The sequence below is a fragment of the Marinoscillum luteum genome, assembly GCF_044005705.1.
GTDB lineage: Bacteria > Bacteroidota > Bacteroidia > Cytophagales > Cyclobacteriaceae > Marinoscillum > Marinoscillum luteum.
Genome location: NZ_JBIPKE010000018.1, coordinates 48,947 through 69,404 on the forward strand (window position 1 = coordinate 48,947; position 20,458 = coordinate 69,404).

16 protein-coding genes are annotated in these 20,458 nt (G+C 48.2%); 8 read left to right on the forward strand and 8 right to left on the reverse strand.

The annotated features are described in order from the left end of the window. Nucleotides 1-6: 6 nt before the first annotated feature. Both atpD and atpC read left to right on the forward strand, forming a co-directional pair. Nucleotides 7-1,515, forward strand: a complete 1,509-nt coding sequence (gene atpD, locus ACHKAR_RS13910) for a F0F1 ATP synthase subunit beta (protein ID WP_159582289.1) — start codon at nt 7-9, stop codon at nt 1,513-1,515. Nucleotides 1,516-1,519: 4 nt separating this feature from the next. After that, nucleotides 1,520-1,780 carry an ATP synthase F1 subunit epsilon gene (atpC, locus tag ACHKAR_RS13915; RefSeq protein WP_159582290.1) on the forward strand — a complete coding sequence of 87 codons (261 nt, stop codon included), beginning with the start codon at nt 1,520-1,522 and terminating at the stop codon, nt 1,778-1,780. 101 nt (nt 1,781-1,881) lie between these two features. Here atpC and ACHKAR_RS13920 read toward each other — a convergent pair whose 3' ends face one another. Then, complete coding sequence (locus ACHKAR_RS13920) at nt 1,882-4,341, reverse strand: ABC transporter permease (protein ID WP_395417924.1); 2,460 nt, start codon at nt 4,339-4,341, stop codon at nt 1,882-1,884. Nucleotides 4,342-4,736: 395 nt separating this feature from the next. Here ACHKAR_RS13920 and ACHKAR_RS13925 point away from each other — a divergent pair, with 395 nt between their 5' ends. From ACHKAR_RS13925 to ACHKAR_RS13935, 3 genes are all read left to right on the forward strand, one after another. Next, the gene (locus ACHKAR_RS13925; protein WP_395417926.1) at nt 4,737-5,165 is read left to right on the forward strand and encodes a SiaC family regulatory phosphoprotein; all 429 of its coding nucleotides are present in this window, start codon (nt 4,737-4,739) and stop codon (nt 5,163-5,165) included. A 399-nt stretch (nt 5,166-5,564) separates the two neighbouring features. Beyond that, on the forward strand, nt 5,565-5,999 hold the full coding sequence (locus tag ACHKAR_RS13930; RefSeq protein ID WP_395417928.1) for a SiaC family regulatory phosphoprotein: 435 nt from the start codon (nt 5,565-5,567) through the stop codon (nt 5,997-5,999). A 499-nt stretch (nt 6,000-6,498) separates the two neighbouring features. Then, the gene (locus ACHKAR_RS13935; protein WP_395417929.1) at nt 6,499-6,933 is read left to right on the forward strand and encodes a SiaC family regulatory phosphoprotein; all 435 of its coding nucleotides are present in this window, start codon (nt 6,499-6,501) and stop codon (nt 6,931-6,933) included. Between the two features lie 44 nt (nt 6,934-6,977). Here ACHKAR_RS13935 and ACHKAR_RS13940 read toward each other — a convergent pair whose 3' ends face one another. From ACHKAR_RS13940 to ACHKAR_RS13970, 7 genes are all read right to left on the reverse strand, one after another. Continuing rightward, nucleotides 6,978-7,577 carry an aminotransferase class IV gene (locus tag ACHKAR_RS13940; RefSeq protein WP_395417931.1) on the reverse strand — a complete coding sequence of 200 codons (600 nt, stop codon included), beginning with the start codon at nt 7,575-7,577 and terminating at the stop codon, nt 6,978-6,980. A 132-nt stretch (nt 7,578-7,709) separates the two neighbouring features. Further along, entirely contained in the window at nt 7,710-8,669 is a 960-nt protein-coding gene (locus ACHKAR_RS13945) for an aminodeoxychorismate synthase component I (protein WP_395417932.1), read from the reverse strand. After that, the gene (locus tag ACHKAR_RS13950) at nt 8,662-8,967 is read right to left on the reverse strand and encodes a DUF6787 family protein (RefSeq protein ID WP_395417933.1); all 306 of its coding nucleotides are present in this window, start codon (nt 8,965-8,967) and stop codon (nt 8,662-8,664) included. Before ACHKAR_RS13950 ends, ACHKAR_RS13945 begins: the two co-directional genes overlap by 8 nt. Continuing rightward, the gene (locus ACHKAR_RS13955) at nt 8,954-9,637 is read right to left on the reverse strand and encodes an RluA family pseudouridine synthase (RefSeq protein WP_395417934.1); all 684 of its coding nucleotides are present in this window, start codon (nt 9,635-9,637) and stop codon (nt 8,954-8,956) included. The genes ACHKAR_RS13950 and ACHKAR_RS13955 overlap by 14 nt, the downstream gene beginning before the upstream one ends. 84 nt (nt 9,638-9,721) lie before the next feature. After that, nucleotides 9,722-11,302, reverse strand: coding sequence for a peptide chain release factor 3 (locus tag ACHKAR_RS13960; RefSeq protein ID WP_159582299.1), 1,581 nt, complete (start codon nt 11,300-11,302; stop codon nt 9,722-9,724). 74 nt (nt 11,303-11,376) lie between these two features. Next, nucleotides 11,377-12,090, reverse strand: a complete 714-nt coding sequence (locus ACHKAR_RS13965) for a LytR/AlgR family response regulator transcription factor (protein ID WP_395417936.1) — start codon at nt 12,088-12,090, stop codon at nt 11,377-11,379. A 2-nt stretch (nt 12,091-12,092) separates the two neighbouring features. Further along, nucleotides 12,093-13,151: a sensor histidine kinase gene (locus ACHKAR_RS13970; RefSeq protein ID WP_395417938.1), complete on the reverse strand. Its 1,059-nt coding sequence runs from the start codon at nt 13,149-13,151 to the stop codon at nt 12,093-12,095. 280 nt (nt 13,152-13,431) lie between these two features. On the opposite strand from ACHKAR_RS13970, the gene ACHKAR_RS13975 reads away from it, so the two are divergent. From ACHKAR_RS13975 to ACHKAR_RS13985, 3 genes are all read left to right on the forward strand, one after another. Further along, nucleotides 13,432-16,476, forward strand: coding sequence for a SusC/RagA family TonB-linked outer membrane protein (locus ACHKAR_RS13975; protein ID WP_395417940.1), 3,045 nt, complete (start codon nt 13,432-13,434; stop codon nt 16,474-16,476). Between the two features lie 18 nt (nt 16,477-16,494). Then, nucleotides 16,495-18,048 carry a SusD/RagB family nutrient-binding outer membrane lipoprotein gene (locus ACHKAR_RS13980; protein ID WP_395417942.1) on the forward strand — a complete coding sequence of 518 codons (1,554 nt, stop codon included), beginning with the start codon at nt 16,495-16,497 and terminating at the stop codon, nt 18,046-18,048. Between the two features lie 345 nt (nt 18,049-18,393). Continuing rightward, nucleotides 18,394-20,445 (forward strand): beta-N-acetylhexosaminidase, encoded by a 2,052-nt coding sequence (locus ACHKAR_RS13985; protein WP_395417944.1) that lies wholly within the window; start codon nt 18,394-18,396, stop codon nt 20,443-20,445. Nucleotides 20,446-20,458 lie beyond the last annotated feature (13 nt).

Here is a 20,458-nt window from a genome sequence, read left to right on the forward strand (position 1 = left end):
TGAATAATGGCTAATAAAGGCAAAATCACCCAAGTAATCGGTCCAGTTGTGGACGTTAGTTTTGATGCTGAGGGCTCAAAACTCCCCAACATCATGGATGCGTTGAAAATCACTAAACTGGACGGTACTGACGTAATTTTGGAAGTACAGCAGCACCTGGGAGAAGATACCGTGCGTACCATTGCGATGGACGCTACCGACGGTATGATGAGGGGAATGGAAGTAGAGGACCTGGGTAGCCCCATACAGATGCCCATTGGAGACGACATCAAAGGTCGTCTTTTCAACGTTGTAGGGGCAGCGATTGACGGAATTCCACAGCCGAAAGGTGGTCAGGGATTACCAATTCACCGATTGGCTCCTAAATATGAAGATCTTTCTACCTCTACTGAGGTACTTTTCACAGGGATCAAAGTTATTGACCTGATTGAGCCTTACGCCAAAGGGGGTAAGATTGGATTGTTCGGTGGTGCCGGTGTTGGTAAAACCGTATTGATTCAGGAATTGATCAACAACATCGCCAAAGCGTATTCTGGTCTATCGGTATTTGCCGGTGTGGGTGAGCGTACTCGTGAGGGTAACGACCTTTTGAGAGAGATGATTGAGGCGGGCATCGTAAACTACGGTGAGAACTTTAAGAAGTCTATGGAAGAAGGCGGATGGGACTTGTCTCAAGTGACTCCTGAAGACCTTAAAGAATCTAAAGCAACTTTCGTATTCGGACAGATGAACGAGCCTCCGGGGGCACGTGCTCGAGTGGCACTTTCTGGTCTGACGATCGCAGAATATTTCCGTGACGGAGATGGCACTGGCAAGGGACGTGATATCCTTTTCTTCGTGGATAACATCTTCCGATTCACTCAGGCGGGTTCTGAGGTGTCTGCACTTCTTGGACGTATGCCATCAGCGGTGGGTTACCAGCCTACACTGGCCACTGAGATGGGTGCCATGCAGGAGCGAATCACCTCTACCAAGAATGGCTCGATCACTTCCGTACAGGCCGTATATGTACCTGCCGATGACTTGACTGACCCTGCTCCGGCGACTACTTTCTCTCACCTGGATGCTACCACCGTACTTTCCCGTAAGATTGCTGAGTTGGGTATCTACCCTGCCGTGGATCCTTTGGATAGTACTTCCCGAATCCTGAGCACAGAGATTCTGGGCGCTGAGCACTACGACTGTGCGCAGCGTGTGAAAGAGCTTTTGCAGCGATACAAAGAACTTCAGGACATCATTGCCATCCTGGGTATGGATGAGCTTTCTGATGAAGATAAAGAAGTGGTACACAGAGCCAGAAGGGTGCAGAGATTCTTGTCTCAGCCTTTCCACGTGGCAGAGCAGTTTACAGGCCTCAAAGGAGTACTTGTAGACATCAAAGACACGATCAAAGGATTCAATGCCATCATGGATGGTACATATGATCATTTGCCTGAGGCAGCATTTAACCTGGTAGGAACCATTGAAGATGCAGTGGCCAAAGGAGAAAAATTATTAGCAGAAGCTAACGCATAAGCGCATGTTTTTAGAAATAGTAACTCCAGACGAAAAGGTATTTGAAGGGGAAGTAGAAAGTGCTACTTTTCCGGGAAGCGACGGGTCATTTCAGGTGTTGAGTGATCATGCCGCTATGATTTCCACCTTGGGAGATGGAGACATCAAATTTACCAGAGAGGTCAACAAGAAGCCTGAGGAAACACACATCGCTGTAAGTGGCGGAGTGGTAGAAGTACTCAACAATAAGGTGACCGTACTGGCTGAGAAGATCATCAAGGAGTAATCCTTAGATATATGAAAATAGAAAAGGGAGCATGAGCTCCCTTTTTTTATTTTAGACCTCCAGTAGGATTCAAGAAATAGGATTAAGATCCACCCTTACCTTCACTCCTCCTTCAGATAATCCACCGGATTCATTCGGGAGGCTTTGAGGGTCTGAAAGCTCATGGTGATGACCGCAATTAGCAACATGAGCACGCCAGAGGCTACCAAGGTAAATACCGAAATAGTGGTGCGCATAGGGAAGCTCTCCAGCCATTGAGCCATCAGGTACCAGCTGAGTGGTGTAGCGATCACAAAACCAATCAGCAGCAGCCTGCCGAAGTTGCCCGAAAGGAGTATCCAGATGTTGGTAACCGAGGCGCCGAGGACTTTTCTGATCCCGATCTCCTTGTTTCGTTTCTCTATCACAAAAGCGACCAAACCGATCAGTCCCAGACAGGCAATGAATATGGCCAGGGAAGCCAGGGCTTTCAGGATGTGGCTAAACCGAATGGTTTCCTTGAAGAACTGGAGAAATTCCTGATCCATAAAGGTGTAGTCAAAAGGTGCAGATGACTGAATGAGGTTCCAGTTGGATTCAAAGTCTGATAATAAGTCCATGGTCTCATCTGCGGTGAGGTCTCTCACCAGGCTCACCGTAAGCTCCGTTGAGGGATCTCTGAAGATAGGCGCACTGGCATCGAAAATGGCCGTAGGATAGATCTGATCCGAAAGGTTGCTATTGAAATCGCGGACAATGCCAATGATCTTATAGTCCACCTCATTGTAAGTGATGGGCTGATTCAGGGCATCCTCGGGGGTGTCAAACCCAAAGGATTTGGTCAGGGATTCATTGACGATGATGTGATGTGTTTCGGTGAACTCACGTGAGAAGTTTCTGCCCATCATGAGACTGAGTCCGTACACCTCCAGAAAATGCTCGTCGCTGGTCAGGTAGTTGACGGAGATGTTTCTTTGCTCCTCTCCGTTCCGCACAAAGTTGTCAAAATCAAAGATCATGGGTGGGGTATCGGAGGAGTGTGAGACACGCTCCACCAGTGGGTGCTGCAATAGCATGTTTTCGTAAGCCTCCACTGAGGTGCCCAGTCGCTCGGCATGCTCAATGATGATTTTGTTTTCCCGATCGAAACCCAGATCAGCGTTTTTCCAGAACTCTACCTGGTCCCGCACGATCAGCGTGCAGGTGATCATGGCGATGGAGATGGCAAACTGAGCAGCCACCAATGTATTTCTTGTACGGGTACCACCGAGTCCCTGCATGTTTTTGCCTTTGAGTACCAGTGCGGGCCTGAAAGAAGACAGGTAAAAGGCAGGATAGAGTCCACTTAACAGACCGATCACCAGCGTGAGCACGAAGAGGACGAGAATAAAATCCGGGGAGAATAGCTGGGTAATGGAAATGCTTTTTTCGGTGATGCCATTGAAGGCAGGCAGGAGAAACTCTACCAGAAACAAAGAGACGATCACCGCACCTACCACGTAGATGAACGACTCTACCAGAAACTGAGCAATCAGCTGTTTTCTTGCCGAGCCGATGACTTTTCTTATTCCCACTTCCTTGGCCCTGGTGGTGGCCTTTGCGGTGGATAGGTTCACAAAATTGATCATGGACAGGGTGAGGATGAGCCCGGCGATCAACCACAGTATATAGAGGGTATTGATGTCTGAGACTTCATTTAACCTGGAATACACGTGCGTGGAGCGCAGGTGAGTATCCAGAAAAGGCTGGATGTAGAGGTTCCATTCCTCGCCAGAGGCCAGAAACTCCTCATAGCTGATCCCTCTGTATTTTTGTAGAAAAGCCTCCAGGTATTTGCCGGGTACGGCTGCCACTTTCTGAGCCACCACGTCCGGATCTGCATCTTCCCGGAGTAGCCCAAAGGTCACAAAGGTGGTCCACATCCAGGAGTCAGCTGATTTTTTAACCCTGGGAAAGGACGACATGGAGAGGAGGAAGTCAAACTGAATGTGTGAATTGGCAGGGACATCCGCTGCCACACCCGTGATCAGGTAAGACTGCTTATTGGGTTGCTCGCCGAGTTCCAGCTGCTTGCCAAGGGCGTTTTCATTACCAAAGTACTTCTGAGCCATGCTGGCTGTCAGCACAATGCTCTTAGGGTTGATGAGGGCAGTCTTTGGGTTACCCTGAAGCAGCGGGAAGGTAAAGATTTCCAGAAAATTGGAGTCTACAGCCAAAAGGTGTTCTTCTTCGAAGACCTGTTGCTCACCCAGGGCATTGCTATGTGAGATCAAAAAATTACCCGGCGTGTGCACTCGGGTCATGCTTTCAAACTCTGGCACCTCGCGCCAGAGCGCGCCCATCACCGCAGGGCCGGTGGAGCCGAAAAGCGCATCGTCATCTCCCCAGATAAAGGTCTGATTGATCCTGTAAATCCGATCTCCCTGCTCATGAAATTGATCAAAGCTAAGCTCCTCATTGGAGTAAAGCCATACGAATATGCAGGACATCAGGCCGATGGAGAGCCCCAGTATATGGAGTAGGGTGAGTGAGCGCTGTCTTTTCACTCGTCTGAGTGCAATAGTAAGCAGGTTACGGATCATAGGTTGTTCGGTTTGTGGCTATTGATGCCAAATGCTTGCCAGAAAGGGTAAGTTATTGAAAATAAGCAGATTGCTTTTGACCTGTACCTCAAAAATGGTCGGTGACGGACACTCTTTGTTCGCTTCTGGCTGTGTAGTCCACTCAGGAAGACCACACCGTTGCGTGTTTCACGCAAAGTTTAAAAATACGGATATCCCTCTGATATAACGGGATGATATTGAGCAAATTTGTAGTGCCATAAAAACTAAAGAAAGCAATGAAAACTTAAATCCAATAGGTGGCTAATGCCTGAAATATCTCCCACTGCCAGATTACAGCTATGATCTGGCAGCCAACTCACCGGAGGGTCAAGGGCTAAACGTCATCTTAACACTCACAAATTAATATTAAGAACATGATTACTCACTACGCTACAGACACCACTCACCTCCACGGGTTCATTCCCAAGTGGACCTCAAACCTGATGCTGGACTCCACAGGAACTACTCCCTTTGTGAGCTATGATAAGGAGACGAAATTCCTGATTATCAAGGGACATGCCAGCGATCCTCATATACAGGAGTTTTTTGATTCTATCTTCTCGGCTGTAAAAAGAGATACTGTTGACTCCAAAAACCTGAGGGTCTACTTCTACTTCAAGTCGATGAACACGGGTACGGTAAGGGTTTTATTTGACCTGTTCAAATATTTGCGGGTGCGAGTGGCAGCAGGCACCAAAGTACAGGTGGTTTGGGGTGCTGATGCCTGTGATCATGAAATGATGGAAACCGGGCGCGAGCTCTCAGAGCTATATGATTTGAATTTTAGATATTTGGCAGCCTAGGCGGTTAGGAAATTGGCGGCCAACAGGTGAAAGGTGACTCGGGATGGGTCACCTTTTTTTGTGTCTTTTAGAAAAAATCCTGCTAAACCGTTGCTCTGGAGATCGCCCAGTGCGTGATTCACAGAGTGACTCTACGCATATCTGACTCGAGCGGATCGCACTGTCCGAAATGCGCATAAAAGCTATTCCAATAGATCATAGGCCTTATTTTCACCAGATTGAAAAGGGTTTTTCCTCCCTGTTGACTGATGGCATATTGCGGATATCCGCAGAGATGGAAGGAGAATGTTGCGCAAAACACCCATTTTATCCAAATACTTGATTCCCTCTTATATGGGGTCAGCAGGTATGGCATCTTTGTATTGTAGTTATTTGATAAGCACCCTAAAATTAAAAGCCATGACAGTAAATCAGCATTCCTCTCGACCTTACAACCTGGACGCCCTTTCACTCATGGTGTCACACTTCGGCACACGGGTGATAGAGCCTACTTCCAAAACACCTTTCGTTTGTTACGATGAGTTCAATCAGGTGTTGATGGTGAAAGGAAATTCGACAAAGCCGGATATGCAGAAGTTTTATCATGAGATACTGACTGATGTGAAAGCCAACCTGGAGGAGACCGACCAACTGACCGTGAGCTTTTACTTTCAAAACATTAATACCAGTACGGCCAAAGTACTCTTTGATTTTTTCAAATACCTGAGAAGTATGCGCGCTTTGGGTAAGCGTATACACGTCATCTGGAGTGCCGAAGCTGATAATGAGATGATGGAGACAGGTAGAGACTTTGCGGAGATTTATGACATGGATTTTCACTACCTGGCTGCCTAAGGAATAACAGCCAGTTAATAGACCAACCAGCAAGGTGGCTCCTGTCAGGAGGCACTTTTTTTATGCATTTTGGCCAACAGTTACTACCAAACCGTTTGATGGGAAGAGAGCTGGCTACGTAATTCACGGAGACGAGATTCAACGACGCTCCTTTGCACTCACATTTCCATAAAGGCCCTTATTTGACTTTAATGGCGATTTATGTGCCAAATGAAGATTGAGCACTGAATTAATTTGATCCTGAATAGGTGCTGTCCGCCTGTCGAAAGTGAGCGCCTACGCAAAACACCTATTTTTCCCAATTGGTGGTTTCCCTCTTATATGACGGTAGGATGTATGGCATCTTTGTATGGTATTAGAAACCAAACAATAAAATGAAAACCTAAATCCATCAGATGACCAATGCCAGACGCCTCCCTTTGCAAAATCCAGCTATGATTGAGCACTCTGAAAGTATCACCAAAGGCATTGCATCACATAGATTTTAAAACATTAAGACATGATTACTCACTACGCCACAAATGCCACACTTGCCCACCAGTTCATCTCCAAAAGATCAGAACTAACCATTGAACCTACCGTCAATACTCCGTTTCTACGATACAGCTGCGCCCATCAACTGCTGATGATCAAAGGGAGCTCCGTGAAGCCAGACATGCACGAGTTTTACCATAATGCACTGGAGACTTTCAAAACCGAGCTTCGCGATAGCGGCAGACTCAAAGTATATCTGTGTTTCAAAGACCTGAACACCAGCACCGCCAAAGTATTATTTGACCTGTTTAAATACCTGAGAACGCGTGCCTTGCGAGGTACGGATGTACAGGTGGTGTGGGGTGCGGAAGTCACCAACCAAGAAATGATAGAAACAGGAAGAGACTTTTCAGAAATTTATGAATTGAAATTCAGGTTTCTGACGGATTTAGATTTTTAACCAGCGTGGACGAATAACAGCGAGGTGGCCCAAATGGGGTCATCTCAGCTGTTTATCCCACGGACTTCACTCACGGGAAGTTCACTTTCCCCCAGGTCTACCATAGCATTGACAAGACTTACCTTTTCAAATGACCTGAGGTCGTCTATGGTCATTTCTACCTCCTTTATTTTACCCATACTGATCAGCTGCTGCCTTCTCACCCCATTGAGTAAATACGTCTTGGGGGTCCACCAGGCCTCTCCATCCCAGAAGACCACATTGGCAAAGTAGCTGTCGGTCAGGGCTCCCTTTTTCACTATCAATATTTCGTCTGCTGATCCGCGCTGTTCAAAGAGCCTGGTCAGTGCCTTGCGGTTTTCGTACTTGTAGGTGTAGCTGATGGAGTCATCGTGCACGAGCTGAATGCGCTTCAGCGCGCGGAGTGTGTACTGAGAAAACTCCACTTCGGTCAGCTCGGCATCATACACCACGCGCACCTTGTAGCGCTCCTCAAACGACAGTGCCGGCAAGGTGTCGGTGAGCTGATGAGGGGGCATACCCGGAAAGTGTTGCTTGAATGTTCTGTCGACCCGCTGCTGGTGCCATGCCAGCAAGGGATAGGTTCCTTTTTCAAAACAGATGGTTTCAATGAATCGGCTCATTGGGTACAGCACATCGCGATTGGTTTGAGCGGGTTAATTTAAATGAAGATTGAGGAAAACTTGCGCAATGAGGCAACAAACACCCGGGCACCACCTCTGCGGAGGCAGAGGATGCATCCGGAAAGCGCTCCATCAAATAGGCAGATAGATCTTATCAATGATCTCCTGGTACTCCCGGGCTTCATCGCTAAAGGAGGTGATGCCGCCGCCACTTTTGTAGCAGAGTTGGTCGCCCTCTTTCTCAATAAACCGGATCATCACACCAGTGTCCAGGTCTTTGCCATCAAACAGGCCACACACCCCGGTGTAGAAGCCGCGATCATAAGTCTCAGCAGTCTCTATAATGTGGAGGGTCTCTTTCTTAGGAGCCCCGGAGATACTGCCAGCGGGTAGCAGCTGAAAGAGCATGCTCCCCAGAGATCGGTGATAGTCGGCAGGGAGCTTTCCGGTGATCTCGGAGCTCACCTGCAGGAGTTTCTTTTCGTGGGTTTTCACTTCTGAGATAAACCTAAACCGTGACACCTGCACCTCACTGGCAATCTGGCTGAGGTCGTTTCTGATCAGATCCACGATGGTCACATGCTCGGCCGTTTCTTTCGGGTCGTTGAGGATTTGCGCCTCGGCATTGGGTATGGAGGCGTCTATCGTTCCCTTCATGGGGTAGCTGTAGATGCGCCCGTCTGCTATTTTCACGAAAGTTTCGGGAGAAAAAACCACAAACTGGTCTTGATAAAGGAGTTTGTATTTGGCCCTGCTGAGTTCGTAGATGTCGGCAAGTGTGAGGTTGGTTGCTATGGGAGTTTTGAATGTCAGGTTCACCAGGTAGGAGTTGCCATAGTTGATCTGCTCCACCACATAGCGAAACGGCCCGTGAAACTGGGCCTGTGTCAGGGGGTGTTTTTTGAAATGAAAAGCCGGCTTCCGGTCTTTGGCGGCAGGTTGGTCGATGGCAAACCTCAACATCGATGGGTTGATTTCGTCCAATGGCTGGATGAGGCAGCGGTGACCCAGAAAGTCGGTGAAAAAGAAAAAGGGGATGCCACGGGCACCCAGTTCATTCATCCGCGCTATTGCTTCTTCCCGTTCAAGCATTGTCTTTTTTGCCAGTCAGTCGTCTAAACATGCGTTTTTCAAATGCCCAGAAAAAGCGGAACTGGCCGAATACAAATCCATAAAATAGCAGAATAAGATTGTAAATGGGCAGGATGAGGATGTAGTAAGCCAGCGAAAACCAGATGTTTTGCTCACCATCAGCAGTGAAAAAGGAAACCACAGGCCGCTTGAGGAAGAGCACCGTGAAGCCGGTGCAGGCAAAAACGATCAGCACGATGAACACCTGAAAGCTGCTTTTTAAGTTCCAGCGGGCTTGCAGTCGGTCAAGCCAACTCATGGATGATGGATTTGAATTCATTCCAATGGGGTAATGAAGTGAAAGTAACAGGCTCTTTTTTTACAGGGTGCACAAAACTAATCTGAAAGGCGTGTAAGTGAATGCTTTTGTCGGTATTTGGGTCAGCGTAGCCATATTTTAAATCTCCCTTGATGGGGCAGCCCATTTTGGAGAGCTGCACACGGATCTGGTGAGGTCGTCCGGTTTTGGGGAGTACTTTCAGCAGCGAATGTGCTTTTTCTTTGGCCAGGAGCTGATAGTCCAGCTCGGCTTCTTTGGCCCCTCCTTTGGCTTTGGTATAAGCTTTCACCATGTTTTTAGCCCCGTCTTTCTCCAGCCAGTGGATGAGCTTGCCGGATTCGTGTTCTGGCTTGCCTTGTACCACAGCGAGGTAGGTTTTTTGGATGTTATCCTCACGGAAAAGCTTATTCATGCGCTCCAGTGCTTTGGATGTACGCGCAAAAACGGTGATGCCGCTCACGGGCCTATCCAGCCGGTGACACGGGTGTAGAAAAACGTCCCCGGGCTTCTGGTATTTCTCCTTGATGTATTCACGCCCCCAATCCGTGAGCGTTTTATCCCCGGTTTTATCTTCCTGTACCAGCCAGCTGGTGGGTTTGCTGAGGATCAGCAGGTGATTGTCTTCAAATAATACGAATGGTTTACTCAAGTTCGTTAAGGTTTTTTACCAAAGGCATCCACCCAAAAGATGGACAAAATACAAACAATAGAGCCCCAGTAGGAAGAACCTCCCTTAAAACTCACTGATAAAGTGAAACTCTACCTCCGGGAAGTTATCCTGCACCATCTGCAACCAGGCTTTTGACTCGGCCATAAACACCAGTTTGCCTTCTTTGTCTTTGGCAATATGGCGGTACTTGTCCTTGATAAAGGCATCCAGCTTAGCTTCGTTTTTACTACTGATCCAGCAGGCTTTGTAGATGTTGACATGGTCAAACCGGGCCTTGGCGTTGTACTCATTGAGGAGACGGTACTGCAATACCTCAAACTGCAGTGCACCCACGGTGCCCACCACTTTTCGGGCACCCATCTCGAAGGTAAAGAGCTGAGCCACGCCCTCATCCATGAGCTGATTGAGACCTTTTTCCAATTGCTTGGACTTCATGGCATCCAGGTTGATCACCTCTCTGAAAAGCTCAGGCGAGAAGGAAGGAATTCCTTTGTACAGTCCTTTTTCCCCTTCGGTGAGGGTGTCCCCGATCTTCAGGTTGCCGGTATCGTAGAGTCCTACGATATCTCCCGGGAAGGCCTCATCCACGGTTTCCTTCTGCTGGGCCATGAAGGCCGTGGCATTGGAAAACCTAAATTGCTTGTCGTGGCGCACATTGTAGTAGCTGGTGCCGCGATGAAAGGTGCCTGAGCAGATTCGTGCAAAGGCGATACGGTTTCGGTGCTTGGGATCCATGTTGGCATGGATCTTAAAGATAAACCCTGAAAACTTGCGTTCGTTGGGCTCGATCTTTCGCTCCTCTGTTTCTCGTGCCACAGGCGGAGGAGCTATTTGTATGAAGCAATCAAGCAACTCACGCACCCCGAAGTTATTGACCGCACTACCAAAGAAAACAGGAGCTACTTCACCGTTGAGGTATTTTTGGACATCCAGCGGATCATACACACCATTCACCAGCTCTATTTCCTCACGCAGGGTTTTCACAGCTGAGGCTGGGAGTCGCTTGTCCAGTTCAGGATCATCGATGCCCTTGATTTCCACCACATCGGTGACTTTCTTGGTTTTGCTGGGTTCGTACAGGTTCAGGTTGTTTTCAAAAATATTGAATACGCCACGCAGGGATTTACCCATGCCTATGGGCCAGCTCATGGGCCGCACATTAATCCCCAGCTTTTCTTCTATTTCGTCCAGGAGTTCGAAGGCATCCCGGCCTTCACGGTCCAGCTTATTGATGAAACAGAGTACCGGGGTGTTTCGCATCCGGCATACTTCCATCAGCTTTTCTGTCTGGCGCTCCACACCCTTCACACAGTCTATCACCATGATCACACTGTCCACGGCAGTGAGCGTGCGGTAGGTGTCTTCTGCAAAATCCTCGTGACCAGGGGTGTCCAGGATGTTAATTTTTAAGTCTTTGTAATCAAAACCCATGACGGAAGTGGCTACCGAAATACCCCGTTGTTTTTCTATCTCCATCCAGTCGGAGCGGGTGCCCACATCAATCTTGTTGGATTTTACCGCCCCGGCTGTTTGTATGGCACCCCCAAAAAGGAGTAATTTCTCCGTAAGGGTGGTTTTTCCGGCATCCGGGTGAGCGATGATTCCAAAGGTGCGGCGTTTCTGTATTTCTTGTTCTAAGGTCATTCCCTGCGAGTATTTCAGGGCGCAAAGTTAGTGATCTTTAGCGGATGAACACATGCCCTGCTTTTGGCTTTTGCCTAACCCTTCAATATTCTGTTTTTCACTTCAGACTGGTAGTTGCGCCCGATGGGCAGGTGCTTGCCTCCGATCTCCACCTGATTACCATTGATGGCTTTGATTTTCTCCAGTGAAACCGTATAGCTGCGGTGTATGCGCATGAAGTCTTCCTGGGGTAAGAGATCGGTGAAGGAGTGGAGGTTGTGATGAACGATGAGGTCTTCGGCAGTGGTGCGCACCATCACATAGTCCTTGAGGCTCTCCACGTAGAGGAGGTCCTTCAGGAATACCTTCACCATCTTTTTATCTACTTTCAGAAAGAGGTGGTCTATTTTCTCTGTCTCACCGGCAGCACTGCCCGGGCCCACGGGCTTGATGCTCAGTCGGTTCATTACTTTTTGTACCATCCGGAAAAAACGAGGAAACTCAATGGGCTTGACTAGATAATCTACCACGTCATAGTTGTAGCTCTCCACGGCATAGTCGCGGTAGGCCGTGGTGATCACCACCTGTGGCGGATTTTTCAAAGTCTCCAAAAACTCCATGCCGCTGAGTTTGGGCATATTGATGTCCAGAAAAATAAGGTCTACAGCTTGCTCATTCAGGAAGCGAATGGCCTCCAGGCCGTTGGAGCAGTTTCCTACGCATTCAAAGTCATCCACCTCTTCGATGTATTTCTCTACCACTTTTACGGCCAGAGGTTCGTCATCTATGATCAGGCATTTTACTTGCATAACTATTGATTTAAAGGGAGCACCAAATTAACCATATGTTTTTGACCGTCCTGGCTTATGTCCAGCTGGTACTTATTCTGATAGAGCAACTTAAGCCGTCGAATGGTATTTTGAAGGCCTATGCCCTCACTTTTATTGAGCCGCTGTACTTCTTTGGAATCCTGATAATCCTTCAGACAGTTATGTACCTGGAAGTGTAATTTATCTTCTTCCACGTTCAGTTTGATCCAGATGTCGAAGGTGCCTTCAGGAGACTCTCCACCATGTTTCATGCTGTTTTCCACAAAAGGGGAGAGGATAAGTGGCGGTATTTTCTTGTCGTCCAGTTTGCCGGTGATCTCAAAGTCCACCTGAAGGCGGATGCCAAAGCGGATTTTTTCCAACTCAATGTAATTCTTCATGTGGGTTACGGTTTCCATGAGGGTCACCTCATCCGCTTTGGCCCGGTAAATAACAAAACTCATAAGGTTAGACAGCTTCAGGATCGTGTTGGGGGCCAGGTCGGATTTTTCCAGCGTGAGTGCATAGAGGCTATTGAGCGTATTGAAAAAGAAGTGTGGCTGGATCTGACTCTTCAGGTAGGCAAGCTCAGTCTCGAGGCTGTTTTTTTCCAGTTCCCGCTGGGCATCCCGTTCACGAATGTGGTCAATGGTCAGTTTGATGGCCGCAGTAAGCCCAATAATGTACAATTCACCAATGAACACGGTGATGATATAGCTCAGCCCAAACAGGTCAGTTTCGGGTTTGGCGGATTCCGGCCAGATGTTGGTGGTTACCAGGCCATAGGTCAGCAGGATTTTGACGAGTGAAAACGCAAGTGTGGCACCAAAGAGCGATAGCACATAGAAGAGGTATTTCTTTTTGGAAAGCAGACGCGGCACCAGCCAGTATAGGTTGAAGTATACCAGAATGATGTGTATTGGGAACTCTACCAGGTTGGACTTGATCGAATATATATAGTCACCAAAGTAGTGACCCCACCTTACACTGTTGAAAGAGAAATAGCCTACCCAGAAGAGGATATGGAAGAGTACTGTACGGTGTTTTCTGATCTGTTTCAATGCCGGTTATTTATTCTTAATGGCTTTTTATGGGCGATACTGCATATACTAGATAGCCAAATTTCCTAAATAAGTGAACGGACAGGCCCTAAATTATACCAACAGCCCTGTTTTGCCAATGAACAGCATTGGTGCTATTCATAGCACCCCCAATGTCATCTAGCGATAAAAGCTCGTCGTACTGCGAATAAATTTCCTCAGATCATACCTAGTTGCTTAATTGGGTACCGTGACTGAAAAAAGGCGGTCACAAAAGTCCTAAACCAAAAAGTTTAATTCTATGAAGAGAATACTACCATTTTGCATGTTAATGCTGATGGGCATCGTCGTACTCGGACAGCAAACTGTCTCGGGAACTGTGAGTGATGCTCAATCGGGGGAGCCTATACCTGGTGCCACCATCCTGATCAAAGGGACGGACACAGGGACTACTACGGATCTGGATGGAAAATTCAGGATCCAGATTGAAAACGAAACGGACGTTCTCGTCTTTTCATCCATTGGTTTTTCAGCCGTGGAAGAAGTTGTTGGCTCACGAGCCATTATTACTGTGTCCATGGATGCTGACATCACTCAGCTGGGAGAAGTGGTGGTGACGGCTTTGGGTATCGAAAGAGATTCAAAAACACTCGGATATTCGGTTTCCAGAGTGAAAGGAGAGCAGTTTACCAAAGCACGTGAGATTAGCGTGGCGGACAACCTGGTAGGCCGAGTAGCAGGCCTCAACAGCAGTGCGCCTTCCACCGGCCCTGGGGGATCTTCGCGTGTGACCATTCGTGGTAACTCCTCCCTCTCTTTCAACAACCAGCCACTCTATGTAATTAATGGTATCCAGATGAACAATGACAACCTGGGTAGTGTAGGCAAATGGGATGGTGCCGATTTCGGAGATGGTATCTCCAGTATCAACCCGGATGATATCGAAGACATCACAGTACTGAAAGGTGGTGCTGCGGCAGCACTGTATGGACAGAGAGGTCGTAATGGGGTGATCCTCATCACCACCAAGTCGGGTAAGTCCAGTCAGGGATTGGGCGTTGAGTTCAATAGTAATGTGGCCATCTCCAAGATCAATGACTTCAGGGATTTTCAGGAAAAGTATGGTCAAGGCACGCTCGGTGTAGCACCTACGGATCAGACCTCAGCCCTCAATACCGGGCTTACCTCCTGGGGCGCTCCGCTAGATGGTTCTATGGTTACGCTTTTTGATGGAAAGCAGCACCCGTACTCTGCAGTGAGCGGGGACAACCTGACTGATTTTTATGAGACCGGAGCCACCTATACCAATTCTTTGGCGATCTCCGGTGGCGGCGAGTCTGGTTCTGTCAGATTGTCTTTAGGTGATTTGCGAAATAGCTCGGTATATCCGGGTGCTGATTATAAAAGGCAAACAATCAACCTGGATGCTTCTTACAAGTTGTCACCACAGCTGACGGGTAGTGCCAATGTGAACTACACCAAAGATGGTGCGAGCCGAACCAAAGTAAATGATGCACCGGGTAATGGTAACTATGCCATCATGTTCTTGCCACCCAACGTGGATGCCGAATACCTGGCTCCGGGCTATGATGAGTTGAAAAATGAAATCCGATTTGGCAGTGATGCCTTTACTACCAACCCATATTTTGCAGCCAACAGGTTCATCACGGAGACTTCCAAAGACCGGGTGTTGAGTGTGGCTAGTTTGCGCTATGCTCCACTGGAGTGGTTATATGTGCAGGCACGTATTGCCAATGACTTCTATGCGTTCAATGCCACCCAAATCACTCCAACAGGTACCGCGTACCGGCCTACTGGAGGACTGGACTTGCAGCGCACGGTAAACTACAATGAAACCAACGCTGATTTCCTTGTGGGGATCAATAAAGATGTGAGCAGAGACTTCTCCATTGGGGTCACGCTGGGAGGTAACCTGCTGAAAATGCAGCAGAAGACTGTGGAAGTGAACGCCAGTGGTTTTGCGTTCCCATTCCTCTATAACCCGGGTACAGCTACCACCAAAGGTGCCAACGTGACAGAGCCACAAAAAGAGGTGCACTCGCTTTATGGTTCGGTTGAGCTTGGATTCAGAGACATGCTGTTTTTGAACATCACGGACAGAAATGACTGGTCGAGTACCTTGCCAAGTGGTAATAACTCGTACAATTACCCATCGGTCAATCTTTCTTATGTATTCTCTGAGTCATTGAATGTGCCTTGGATGAACATGGGTAAGATCAGAGCGGGATATGCGCGTGTGGGTGGTGACGCTCCTGTGTTCGCCACCAGCTTATACTATGGCACCCTGGGCAACGCCATTAATGGTGTGCCGCTCGGGAACGTAGATAACAACGTGCCAAATCCTCAAATTGAACCACTACAGGTGACCGAACTGGAAGTTGGAGGTGAAATGGAATTCTTACAAAAGAGACTGTTTGTAGACCTGGCCTGGTATAAAAAGCAAACCCTCAATGACATTGTGAATGTGGGAATTTCGAGAGGGTCTGGTTATCAGACGGCTGTGGTGAACATCGCAGAGATAGAAAACACGGGTGTGGAATTCCTTTTGGGAGGGGTACCTGTGAAAACTCCGGCACTTACCTGGACCACTACTTTTAATATTTCCAACAACAAGAATACTGTGATTGGCCTGGCAGAAGGTCAGGATAAACTTACTGTGGGTGAGTCCAGAAACGGGCGGGCGTTCATTGAGCATGTAGTAGGAAAACCATTCGCACAGGTGATGGCCTATGACTATATGCGGGATGATGCCGGCAACCTGATATTAGGTGCCACAGGTCTTCCTCAGGCAGCTTCAGAGCTCACCTCGCAGGGAACAGGCGTACATCCGGTCACGGGAGGATGGAGCAACGATGTGAAGTTCAAGAACCTTACATTGTCCTTCCTGATCGACTTCAAATATGGAGGGGTGATCTACTCCGGTACCAATGCGATTGCCTATGGCAATGGTCTTCATAAAGCAACGCTGGAAGGCCGTGGGGATGGAATCACCGTCAGTGGAGTGGATGCTGAAGGAAATGCTATGACTTCTACTGTCACAGACCAGAACTATTACGGAGCTCTGGCGGGCATTTCCAAGCTGCAGGTATATGATGCAGATTTCATCAAATTCCGTTCGTTGAGTCTTACTTACAACTTCCCCAACCTCGGGAACATCAAGGGACTGAGCATTTCGTTGGTGGGCAGAAATCTTTTTTACATCAAAAAGAGCACGCCAAACATCGATCCGGAGTCCAACTATACCAATGGCAATGCTCAGGGAATCGAATACCTGGGACTCCCAACATCCAGGACTTATGGTATCAACCTTGGTATTAAGTTTTAATCATCTAAAGAAACAGACATGAAGAATCTATTATATATCGTTCTTACGACTGTCGCGGTGGCTTTTACCGGATGTACATCCGACTTTGAGGACATCAACACAGACAAAAACAAGGTGGCTAAGGAGAGTTATGTGCCTGGTTATCACCTTTCGAGGGCTCAGCTGGAGTATACAGGAAATAGTGATTTCAGCTATGATACCTGGAGGATCAATATTATCTATTCGAGTATGATGACCCAGCAACTTGCCAATGCGAGTTGGTATGCAGGAGATAAGTACATGCAAAACGATGGTTGGGCCAATGCGTCATTCGACGTGGCTTACAATGATCAGGTAAAATACATCGTGGACTTATTGAAAATCACAGAAACAGATCCGCTCTATGCTAACCTGCATCAGATTGCCAGGATTATGAAAGTGATCATTTTCCACAGGCTTACAGATTTGTATGGAGAGATTCCATACTCTGAAGCTGGTTTGGCTTATCACGAAGGGATTTATGCCCCTAAGTATGACACGCAGGAATTTATCTACATGGACATGCTGAAGGAGTTAAAAGAAGCGGCTGAAGCCCTCAATGCTAATGGTGACTTGCCTGGTTCCGGCGATTTGATCTACGGATCGGCGGCAGACCCTATTGGTCAGTGGAAAAAACTGGCGTATTCCATGATGCTCAGACTTTCTATGCGACTCACAGAAGTGGCGCCTACAGTAGCCAAGCAATGGGCAGAAACGGCAGTAAATGGGGGAGTATTTACCTCCAATGCTGACAATGCTTTCATTATGCATGATGCAGCCGGTGGCCGAACCACGGTCAACAGAAACAGCAACATCCTGGCAGGAGAATGGAATGCGACCAACACCGGAGAGGTGTTCCTGAGCAAAACCTTCGTGGATTTTCTTTCTGACACCAACGATCCGAGACTGGGTCTTTTTGCCAGGATACAATCTACAGGCGATACAGACCCGGCCAATCAGATCGGACTTCCTAACGGGCTCGATCAGAATGGAGGAGCGTTTGACGTGAGTACAGATCCTGATTTTCCCGGGGACATTACCAATTATTCAACCATTCGTGATGATGTATTTCTTAGCCTCTCAGGCCCCACTTTCGTGATCAACTATGCGCAGGTGGAGTTGCTGCTGGCAGAAGCAGCCTTGAGGAATTACAATGTGGGTGGTACCGCAGAGTCGCACTATACGGCAGGGGTGACTGCTGCCATGCAGTTTCTCACTCAGTACAACTCCACCGCAGAAGTGCCTGCGGATGAAATCACTACCTATCTGGCTGCCAACCCTTTTGTGGTGGCAGATGGAATGGAAATGATCGGAGCGCAGTATTGGGTAGCATCATTCCTTGACTGGTATGAGGTATGGTCCAACTGGAGAAGAACAGGCTACCCTGAACTGGTACCGGTCGACTATCCTGGAAATGCAACAGGAGGAGTGATCCCAAGGCGAATGATTTACCCTTCTCATGAGGCGTCCAACAATTCAGTGAATTATGCAGAAGCCATCAGCAGACAGGGCACCAACACGTTCCTGACCAAAGTGTGGTGGGACGCGAGATGATAAATTGTGTTTATAAGTGGATGAAAGGCCTCCTCCGGGAGGCTTTTTATTCCTTCTTTGAGCACACAAAGAGTGTGCGGGTTGTTGTGAATTCGACGATGAAGAGCGTCTGGGCCGTTTGAAGGCAGGCCTGGGTTGTTGGTCGATGAAATTGATCCAAACCGCTAATAAATTTTTTTCAGGTGCCTTGGGCACTTTATTTAGAGTACGGGCGATGGTCGAATGGTGAGTCCATTCTGGGTATTCGCTCTGGAAGTTTTAAAATAATCGTAACTTATAGTCATAATGACATTAAAGGTATCCGGCATGTTTTCAGGCCCTATTCTTCTACCCCAACTCAGTGTGATGATGAAAAGATTTTTTCAATACCAGCTAACGCTCCTTTTTTTACTATTTGGGCTTAGCCTGAGTGCTCAGGAAACCGCGCTAAATCTCATGCCCGTGCCTGAGCAAATAGAGACGGGAGAAGGACAATTTGTTATCACGAAGCGTTTTTCTATTTCTCTCACCGGCGACTATCACGAGCGACTTGCTCATGAAGCTACCAGATTTTTGCGCAGACTGGATCAGAAAACCGCATTGTTTTTTGACCAGCACAAGGTAAGTGGTGAGCGGACAAACGCCAGCCTCACCATCACCGTGGAGCGCCCGGGAGAGATCAGACTGCACGAAGAAGAGAGCTATCAGCTACGAGTAGGTACTGAGTCCATTGAGATAAGCGCACAGACGGATATAGGTGCCATCAGAGGATTGGAAACCCTCCTTCAGTTGACAGGCGCCACCAATGGCCAAAGTACTTTCCCTGTACTCACCATCAATGACTCGCCGCGTTTTCATTGGCGGGGATTGATGCTGGATGTGGCTCGTCACTTCATGCCGATGGATGTGCTGTATAGAAATCTGGATGCCATGGCTGCCGTGAAGCTGAACGTGCTTCACCTCCACCTGGTGGATGATCAGGGTTTCAGGTTTCCTACCAAAGCCTTCCCTGAGTTGTTGGAGCTTTCTTCGGACGGTCAGTATTATACACGGGAGGATTTGGATGACATTATTGCCTATGCACATCAGCGGGGGATTAGGGTAATTCCAGAAATAGACGTACCAGGACACGCCACGGCCATTCTGGTGGCCTTCCCCGAGCTCGGCAGCAAGGATACTACCTATACATTGGAGCGCTATTCAGGCATATTTGACCCTACGTTGGATCCTACCAACGATGCAGTATATGATTTTTTAGATCAGTTGTTTGCTGAAGTGGCTGAGGTTTTCCCCGATCCATATTTCCACATCGGGGGTGATGAAAATCTGGGGCGCCATTGGAACGAAAACAAGGATATTCAGGCTTTCATGAAAGCCAATAACCTGGCTACCAATCACGATTTGCAGACCTATTTCAACATCAGGGTGCAAAAAATACTCAACAAGTATGGTAAACACACCATGGGCTGGGATGAGATCATGACACCTGAAATGCCCAAAAGTGCCATCATTCATTCATGGCGAGGCAACTGGGAAGGCCTGGTGGCCAAGCAGACTTTGTACGATGCAGCCAGAGCGGGTTATGAAACTGTACTCTCCAACGGATATTATCTCGATTTGATGATGCCTGCCAGCCAGCACTATCTGGTGGATCCGGCGCCCGCCGATATGGATCTTACCCCAGCAGAGAGAAGCCGTATATTGGGTGGTGAGATGTGCATGTGGAGTGAGCTCGTCGTCCCTGAAACCATCGATAGCAGACTATGGCCAAGAGCCGCGGCTGTGGCGGAGCGATTGTGGTCACCTGAGGAAGTCCAGGACGTACAGGACATGTACAGGCGCCTGGCCATCATCAGCCTCCAATTGGAGCAGCTCGGCCTGAAGCATATTTCGTCCCGAAACGTCATTCTCAGGAAGTTGGCTAAAAGCAAAGACATAGAGCCACTAAAAGTACTGGTGGAGGTGGTAGAACCCATGAAAGGCTATACCAGAAATACGAATGGCACATTGTACACCACATTTTCCCCTTTCATGCTTTGGGCAGATGCTGCTACTGCCGATGCCACCGTGGCGAGGGTATTCAATGAAGACGTAGAGCGATACCTGTCGGGCAGTCTGGAAGCCAACCAGCTGCGAACACAATTGGACCTGTGGAGTAAGAATCATAAGAAAGTACTGCCCATCATCAATCGATCTCCGGCACTTTTGGAGATCGAATCACTTTCAGAAAACTTTTCCAGGCTCGCTGTGATTGGCCTTGAGGCCATTGGGCTGATTGAGTCGGGCGGGAAGCCATCATCCGGATGGGTGACTCAGTGTCAGCAGGTGCTGGAGGAGGCCAGGGAGAGTGGTGGGCGCACGGAGTTGCAGGTGATTAGTGGAATAGCCATGCTGGTGGATGAGTTGAAAGGTCTTTGAGCCTGGGATCCAT